The sequence below is a fragment of the Streptomyces sp. NRRL S-495 genome, from assembly GCF_000966955.1.
Classification (GTDB): domain Bacteria; phylum Actinomycetota; class Actinomycetes; order Streptomycetales; family Streptomycetaceae; genus Kitasatospora; species Kitasatospora purpeofusca.
Genome location: NZ_JZWY01000441.1, coordinates 1 through 8,631, shown reverse-complemented (window position 1 = coordinate 8,631; position 8,631 = coordinate 1). Strand labels below are relative to the sequence as shown.

The following is an 8,631-nucleotide window of genomic DNA, read 5'->3' as shown; positions in this document are numbered from 1 at the left end:
GGGCCCGGGGCCGTTCCGGGGCCGTTCCGCGCGCCCGGCCCGTCCGCTGTATGGCCGTCAACTCGTCCCCGGGCCTAGCATGTTGACGGGGAGCACTGGGGGAGCGATGAACGAACTCTTCACGACGCTCGACCGGGCCGCCGGGCGCACCGCCGCCGGGCCGGGGTTGGACGGCCTGGTGGGCGGGCTGCTGGCGCAGGTGGCGGACGGCAGACGGGTGCTGCGGGCGGTGGACCATCCGCTGGGGTTCTACTGTCTGCCGGTGCTGCGCGAGGGCGTGCTCGGGGTGTGTGTGCACGTGTTCGACCCGGTCAGGGCTGCCGGGCGGCGCGAGATCCACTGCCACAGCTGGGAGCTGAAGAGCAGCGTGCTGTACGGGCGGATCGGCAATCTGCGGGTCGGCGTGCACGACGAGGCCGCGCGGCCGAGCCACCGGGCCTTCGAGGTGTACAGCGACGCGGCTGCCGGGGTGGACGAGGTCCGGCCCACGGCGCGGCTGGTCCGCTGGGAGCCGCTGGGCGAGGAGGTCAGCGGGCGGGGCGAGACGTACACCCTGGCGGCGGGGGAGTTCCACGTCACGGCGCTGCCGGACGGCGAGCCCGCCGCCACCGTGGTGCTGGGCCGCACCGTGCCGGGGCCGGTGGACGTGGTGCTGGGGCCGGTGGACGGGGGCGCCCGGCGGGTGGTGCGGCGGTTGTGCGACGCGGACCGGACGGCCCGGATCGCCGGGGAGGTCGCCAGGAGGATCGGTGGACGGGACGACAGCGGCCCCGGGTGAGGGGGCGGGCGGGTTCGCGGAGGAGTGCCGGGTGGCGGTGGAGGCCGCCGAGGCGGCGGGCGCGCTGCTGAGATCACGCTTCCTGGACGCCTTCCGGGTGGACACCAAGGGTACGGACGGCGACGTGGTCACCGAACTCGACCTGCTCGCCGAGGAACTGGTCACCCGCCGTTTGGCCGGATGCTTCCCCGCCGACCGGATCCGGGCCGAGGAGGGCGGCGAGGTGGCCGGGCCGCCCGGCAGCCGCCGGACCTGGCTGGTCGATCCGCTGGACGGCAGCAACAACGTGGTCGTCGGCCTGCCGGCGTACGTGGTGGGCATCGCGCTGTGCGTGGACGAGGAGCCGGTGCTCGGGGTGGTGCACGACCCGGTGGCCGGCCGCACCTGGCGGGCCGTGCGCGGCGCGGGGGCGTACGGGCCGGGGGGACGGCTGCGGGTGGCGGCGCGGCCGCCCGGGCCGGTGGCGCGCCCCGTGCTCGGTTGGACGCAGGGGCACGGGGTGGGCGGTGACCCGGTGGCGCGGGCGCTCAAGGACGGGCTGGAGGGCGGCGCCCGCCGGGTGCTCCAGCTCTGGGCGCCGCTGCTCACCTGGGCCCTGCTGGCCGGTGGGCTGATCGACGGCTTCGTCGGCTACCGGGCGGAGGAGATCGACCTGCCGGCCGGCATCCTGCTGGCCACCGAGGCGGGGGTGGAGGTCCGGGGGCTGGACGGCGGACCGTTCAGCCCCCGGACCGGGCAGCCGGAGACGGCCCGCAGCTACGTCGCGGGGCGTCCGGAGCTGCTGCCGTACCTGCTCGACCTGGTCGCCCGGGCCATCTGACAGGACCTGCTCGACCTGGTCGCCCGGGCCGCCTGACGCACGGCAGGCCGGGCGCTCACGCCGTCAGCGCCAGCGCCGCCGTCGCCAGCGCGACGCCGCCGACGGCCAGCACCGCGCTCGCCCCGGCCACCCCCCGCAGCGGTACCCGCAGGCCGGCCGAGCGGCAGCGCTCGTACCAGAGCAGGGTGGCCAGCGAGGCCCAGGGGGCCACCAGCGGGCCGACGTTGGTGCCGATCAGCAGCGCCAGCAGCTGGGTGTGGTTGCCCGCCGGCACCGCGGCCTCCCCGGCCAGGTAGACCGGGAGGTTGTTCAGCAGGTTGGACAGGCCCGCGCCGACCGCCGAGGCCCGGAACAGGCCGAGGGTGCCGCCGTCCGTACCGATCGCGTCGGCGAGCAGCCGGTGCAGCCCGTGCGCGTCCACGGTCTGCACCACCAGGAACATGCCGGGCACCATCACCAGCAGCCGCCACGGTATCAACGAGGCCCGCAGCGCCTCCGGCCGTCGCAGCGCGAAGGCCGCCACCACGACGGCCGCCGCCGCGCCCGAGGCCACCCAGAGCGGGACGACGGCCGCCAGGCTGGCCACCAGGAAGCCGGCGCAGGCCAGCGCGCAGATCCGGAACAGCACCCGGTCCCCGGGCCGGTGGGCCGCCGGCGGCCGGTAGTCGGCGGCGCCGCGCCGTCCGCGCCGCCAGTAGAAGGCCCACAGGCAGGCCATGGTGGCCAGCAGCGCGGCCAGCTGCGGCGCCCACATGGCGCGGGCCAGGCCGGCCGGGGAGAGCGCGACCCGGTCGGCGGCCAGCAGGTTGGTGAGGTTGGAGACCGGCAGCAGCAGGCTCGCCGTGTTGGCCAGCCAGACCGTGGTCATGGCCAGCGGCAGCGGGGCGATGCCGACCCGGGTGGCGAGGGCCAGCATGACGGGGGTCAGCAGCACGGCGGTGGTGTCGAGGTTGAGCACGGTGGTGGTCAGCGCGGCGAAGCCGACGCAGAGCAGGAACAGCGCGGGATAGCTGCCCCGCCCGGCCCGTGCCACCCAGGCCGCCACCACGTCGAACACCTCGGCCGCGCTGGTCAGCTCGGCGAGCACGATCACCGAGCCGAGGAAGGCCAGCAGCGGCACGATCCGTTGGAAGGCCGACCCGGCGGCGTCCGCCGGGAGGAGCCCGGTGGCGAGGAACAGCAGGCCGCAGGCGAGCAGCCCCGCCGCCAGCAGGTCCAGGGGATGAAGCCGTTTGACGGCGGGCCGGTACGCGAACACGGACGTCAGGGTCGCACACGAGGCGATTCGGGTCGAGACTGCCCTGCGAACATCCGGCCACCGATCGACCTGGTGTTCGTGCGGTGCGGCGGAAAAACCACCCGAATCCATTGCGGTGAAACAGGGTTGAGTCCCCCGTGATCGGTCATAAGCTCCTCCCATGGGGGCTCTTGACGCGATCCCGGGTGGCCCCGGGCCGATCGACTTCTTCATCAGCTACTCCCCGGCCGACGAGCGCTGGGCGGCCTGGATCGCCTGGACCTTGGAGGAGGCGGGCTACCGGGCCTTCCTCCAGGCCTGGGACTTCGTGCCCGGGACGAACTTCGTCGACTTCATGGACCGGGGCATCACCGAGTCCGCCGCCGTGATCGCGCTGCTCTCGCGCAACTACGAGCGCTCCCGCTACGGCCGGATGGAGTGGCAGGCCGCGCTGCGCGCCGACCCGGACGAGCCGGAACGGCGGCTGGTGACGGTCCGGATCGAGGACATCCCGGTGGACGGCCTGCTCGCCACCCTCACCTACATCGACCTGGTCGGCGTCACCGAGCCCGACCGCGCCCGGGGGCTGCTGCTGACCCGGGTCGCCCAGGCGATGGAGGGCCGGGCCCGCCCCGAGCTGTCCCCCGGCTACCCGGGCAGCGGCAACGGCTCCGCGACGGGGACAGGCACCGGCACCGGCAGCGCCCAGGACCTCGCCCCCGCCCCGCACCCGGGCGGCGACACCGGCCGGGCCGGCCGCCGCCGCCCCACCGCCCGGCCCGAGTACCCGCAGGCCGCCGGCCGCGCCGCCGGACGCGAGGCGGTCTCGGTCCTCCACCTGGCCGGTCCCGCCTTCGGCCGGGGCGCCGACCCGGTCGACCTCCAGTCGGCCCTCTGGGGCGACCTCGTCGAACTCGCCGACGCCGGCGCCCCCGCGCCCGAACTCGTCGTCGTCACCGGCGACCTCACCGCCACCGGCAGCCCCCGCGAGTGCGAGCAGGCGCTGACCTTCCTCACCGGGATCCGCTCCCTGCTCGGGCTCGAACCGCACCGGGTGGCCGTACTGCCCGGCGGCCAGGACGTCAGCCAGGCCGCCTCCCGTGCCTACTTCGCCACCTGCGAGGCCGACGAACTGCGGCCCGCCGCGCCGTACTGGCCCAAGTGGCGGCACTACTCCCGGTTGTTCCAGGAGTTCTACCAGGGCCTGGACGTGGTCTTCGACAGCGCCCAGCCGTGGACGCTCTTCCCGGTGCCCGAACTCGGCACCGTCGTCGCGGGGCTCAACTCCTCGATGGCCTGGACCCACCGGCCCGAGGACCGCTACGGCTGGCTCGGGCCCGAGCAGGCGGCCTGGTTCGCCCAGGCGCTGCGCCCGTACGAGAACGACGGGTGGCTGCGGATCGGCGCGGTCAGGCACCCGGTCGCGACCGGACAGGCTGGGCAGGCCGGACAGCCAGGGCAAGCCGGGCAGGCCGGGCCCGGTGCCGCCGAAGGCGTCGAACCGCTGCGCGACGCCGACCGCTTCACCCGGCTCACCGCTCCCCGCCTCCACCTGCTGCTGCACGGCCCCGCCACCGCCGCCGCCACCCACGCCGACGGCCCCGGCCGCGGCCCCGCCGCGCGTCCGTTGCCCCCGCACCTGCTCCCCACCACGGCCGGCGAACTGCCCGTGCTCGGCGCAACCGCCCCCGGCGCCCACCAACTGCTCCGGCTCACCCGCGACGGCCTCACCCGCTGGCCCGCCTCCGCCCACACCTCCGCACCCGGCAACCCCACCGCTACCACCGCCCCGCACCGCCTCACCGTCGCCTGGCGCCGCGCCGAGCGCGCCTTCCCGGCTCCCGCTCCGGCCCCCCGCTCCGGCCCGCCGCAGCTGGAGGAGTCCCGGGCCCCCGCCGACACCGACCACGAGACCCGCGCCCTCGCCTCCCCGCAGGAGGCCCTGCTGGCCCGGGTCGCCGAGGTCTGCCGCACCCGCCACCCCGGTGCCCAGATCCGCCCGGTGGCCGGCACCACGACCCAGCTCTTCGTCACCTGGGCGGCCGAGTCCGGGCTGGTCCGCCAGCAGCGGGTGGCCGCCTGCGTCGGCACCCCCACCGAGCAGGAGGTCGAGCAGTTCGTCGACGCCGTGCACGCCGACGGCGCCGGCCTCGACGCGGAACTCGTCCACGACGGACCGCCGCCCTCCCGCGAACTGCGCGACCGGGCCCGCCGCCGCGGCGTGCGACTGCGCAGCTTCCTGGAGTTCCAGGGCCTGCTGGACCTGCGCGGCTACGTCGGCGCCCAGACCGAACGGCTCGCCACCGACAGCCAGTACCACCCCGACCTCTACCTCGCCCAGCGCTACCGCGACGCCGAACGCCCCGCCGCCGACGAGCACGAGGGACTGGTCGACGAGCTGCTCCGGCTGCTGGACTCCGACCACGGCCGCTTCGTGCTGCTGCTCGGCGACTTCGGCCGCGGCAAGACCTTCGCCCTGCGCGAGCTGGCCCGCCGGCTGCCCTCCGAACTCCCGCACCTGGCACCCCTGTTCATCGAACTCAGCGCACTCGACAAGGCGCACTCGCTGGACGGCCTGGTCGCCGCCCACCTCACCGAGCACGGCATCGACACCCTCGACCTGCGGGCCTTCCGCTACATGCTCCGCCAGGGGCGGGTGGTGCTGCTGTTCGACGGCTTCGACGAGCTGGTCAACCGGGTCAGCTACGAACGCGCCGCCGACCACCTCCAGGTGCTGCTGGACGCCGCCGTCGACAACGCCAAGATCGTCGTCACCAGCCGCACCCAGCACTTCAGCTCCCACGAGCAGGTGCTCACCGCCCTCGGCGAGCGCGTCGGCCTGCTCCCGCAGCGCCGGCTGATCGCCGTCCAGGACTTCACCCCGCACCAGATCCGCGGCTACCTCGGCAACCGCTACGGCGACGAGGAGACCGCCGCCCGCCGGATGCGGCTGCTGGAGGCCGTCCCCGACCTGCTCGCGCTGTGCCGCAACCCCCGGCTGCTGAGCTTCGTCGCCGACCTCGACCACGACCGGCTGCGCGCCGTCGCCGGCGCCGGGCGGGCGCTCAGCGCCGCGGGCCTGTACGAGGAGGTGTTCACCTCCTGGCTGCGGTTCGAGGAGCGGCGCGGCCACGGCGGCCCCGGCGCCGCGCCCGGCCTCGGCCTCGACCAGCTCTGGCAGGCCGTCACCCTGCTCGCCCTGCGGCTGTGGGAGAGCGGGCGCAGCTCCATCCCGCTGGACGAGATCGTCGACATCGCCGGCGTGCTCAACGGCCTCGCCGACAACCGGATGCCCACCCCGCAGGTCGCCCACGCGGTCGGCTCCGGCAGTCTGCTGGTCCGCTCCGACGAGGGCATGTTCCACTTCATCCACGGCTCGGTGGGGGAGTGGCTGGTCGCCCGCGCCGCCGCCGAGGCGCTGGCCCGCGCGGACACCACCCTGCTCGCCCGCGGTTCGCTCAGCCGGCTCGCCGTCGAGTTCCTCTGCGACCTGGCCGACCACCAGGCCTGCCAGCGGTGGGCCCGCTCCGTCCTGGACGCCCCCGAGACCGCCACCGAGGCGGCCCGGCTCAACGCGGTCAAGGTGCTCGACCGGCTGCGCGTCCCCGCCCACACCGACCTGCGCGGCGCCACCCTGGCGGGCGAGGACCTGTCGCACCGCGACCTGTCCGGCGTCGACCTGTTCGGCGCGGACCTGCGCGGCGCCCGGCTGCTCGGCGCCAACCTCTCCGGCGCGGACCTGCGCGGCGCCCGGCTGGCCGGCGCCCGCCTCGACTCCGCCGACCTCACCGGCGCGGACCTGCGCTTCGCCGATCTGCGCGGCGCCCGGCTGGTCCGCACCGACCTGCGCGGCGCCCGGCTGCGCGGCAGCCACTGGCAGCGGGCCGCGCTGATCTCCGCCGTCACCGACGAGGAGGTGCTCGCCGCCCCCGAGCTGGCCGCCGCCGCGATCGCCCCCGGGCTGCCCGTCGAGGCCGGTTTCAGCCCCTCCGAGGTCGGCGTCCCCTACGGCTTCGACGTGCGCTCCACCCGGCTGCCCGAGCCGGTCGCCTTCAGCCGGGACGGCCATCTGCTCGCCGTCGGTTCCGAGGACGGCAGCGTGCTGATCTGCGACGCCGTCACCGGCATCGCCCTGCGCACCCTCAAGGACCACATCGGGCGGGTCTACTCGGTCAAGTTCGCCGACGACGTGCTCGCCACCGGCAGCGCCGACGGCACCGTCCGGCTCTGGGACCCGGTCTCCGGCGAGTGCCGCCACCGCCTCGACGTGCACCCCGGCGGCGTCTGGCCGCTCTCGGTCTCGCGGGACGGACGGCTGGTCGCCACCGGCGACCTGAACGGCGTGGTCACCCTCTGGGACACCGTCACCGGCGAGCCCCGGCACCGCCTGCCCGGCCACGCCGCGCCCGTCTACACGGCGGTGTTCAGCCCCGACGGCGCGCTGCTGGTCACCGGCGACCAGCGCGGCGGCGGCCGGCTGTGGTCCACCGCCAACGGCCGCCGGCTCGCCGAACTCCCCGGCCACCGCGGCACCCTCTACCGGTCCGCGTTCAGCCCGGACGGCACCCTGGTCGCCACCGCCGACGGCGGTCCCGACGACGGCACCGGCGGCACCGTCCGGATCTGGGAGGTCGCCTCCCGCCGGCTGCGCCACAGCATGCCCGGCCACGCCGGACGGATCTACACCCTCGCCTTCCACCCCGACGGCGACCTGCTCGCCAGCGGCGACACCGAGGGGCAGATCCGGCTCTGGAACCCGCTCGACGGCACCGCGGTCGGCCGCCCGGAGGACTCCACCGGCAAGATCTACCAGGTCACCTTCGACGAGGCCGGCACCCGGTTCGCGGCCAGCGACAGCGACGGCGGCGTGCGGGTCTGGCGGGTCGGCCCCGCCGACGGCACCGGCGGGGCCCGGGAGGTGACGCCGCTGCGCCGGCAGCCGCCCGAGCACCGGGGCTCGGTCTGGGCCTGCCGGTTCCGGCCCGGCTCCGGCCGGGGCGGCGCGGAGAGCGACCCGCTGCTGGTCACCGGCGCCAACGACGGGCGGGTCCGGCTCTGGGACCCGTCCTCGGGCCGCAGCCGCCAACTGCTGCGCGGCCACGGCCGGCGGATCGGCTCGCTCACCTTCAGCGGTGACGGCACCCTGCTGGCGGCCGGCGGCAACGACGGGCGGGTCCGGCTCTGGGAGCCGTCCACCGGCCGTCGGCTGCGCGAGCTCTCGGGCCGCAGCAGCCGGCTGGTCTCGGCCGTGTTCAGCCCGGAGGAGGCGGTGCTGGCCACCGCCACCAACGACGGCGACCTGTGCCTGTGGAACGCCCGCACCGGCGAGTACCTGCGCGAGATGGACGTCGAGACCGAGCACGTCTGGGCGGAGGCGTTCAGCGCCGACGGCGTCCTGGTGGCCACCGCCAACGACGACGACACCGTCCGGATCTGGTACCGGCGCACCGGGGCGCACCTCAACACGCTCCGCGAGCACCGGGGGCGGGTCCGCTCGATCGCGTTCAGCCCGGACGGGCGGCAGCTGCTGACCGGCTGCGACGACAGCCGGGTGCGGATCTCCGACATCGACGCCGGGCGGGTGGTGGCCGAACTCGACGGCCACACCGACCGGGTGTACGCGGTCTCGCCGGCCGCCGACAGCACCTGGCTGGCCAGCGCCTCCTGGGACGGCACCGCGGTGATCTGGGTGGACCGGGCCGTCCGGCACCGGCTGACCGGCCACGTCGGCCGGCTGTGGACGGCCGCCGCCCACCCGAGCCGCCCGCTGCTCGCCACCGCCGGGGACGACCGGGT

At 76.0% G+C, this 8,631-nt stretch carries 4 protein-coding genes; 3 read left to right on the top strand and 1 reads right to left on the bottom strand.

Features of this window, described 5'->3' with window-relative positions:
- Positions 1 to 106 precede the first annotated feature (106 nt).
- Together VR45_RS23075 and VR45_RS23070 are read left to right on the top strand one after the other, a co-directional pair.
- Positions 107 to 778, top strand: coding sequence for a hypothetical protein (locus VR45_RS23075; protein ID WP_045941725.1), 672 nt, complete (start codon positions 107 to 109; stop codon positions 776 to 778).
- The gene (locus VR45_RS23070; protein ID WP_045941724.1) at positions 750 to 1,598 is read left to right on the top strand and encodes an inositol monophosphatase; all 849 of its coding nucleotides are present in this window, start codon (positions 750 to 752) and stop codon (positions 1,596 to 1,598) included. The genes VR45_RS23075 and VR45_RS23070 overlap by 29 nt, the downstream gene beginning before the upstream one ends.
- 55 nt (positions 1,599 to 1,653) lie before the next feature.
- On the opposite strand, the gene VR45_RS23065 is transcribed toward VR45_RS23070, so the two are convergent.
- Complete coding sequence (locus tag VR45_RS23065; RefSeq protein ID WP_234326087.1) at positions 1,654 to 2,856, bottom strand: SLC13 family permease; 1,203 nt, start codon at positions 2,854 to 2,856, stop codon at positions 1,654 to 1,656.
- A gap of 160 nt (positions 2,857 to 3,016) precedes the next feature.
- Here VR45_RS23065 and VR45_RS23060 point away from each other — a divergent pair.
- Positions 3,017 to 8,631: TIR domain-containing protein (locus VR45_RS23060; RefSeq protein ID WP_045941723.1), on the top strand; the 5,615-nt coding region annotated here is incomplete at its 3' end.

Excerpts from the sequence above, each read along its gene's own strand:
- VR45_RS23075 (WP_045941725.1), top strand. The coding sequence starts at position 107 with ATGAACGAACTCTTCACGACGCTCGACCGGGCCGCCGGGCGCACCGCC.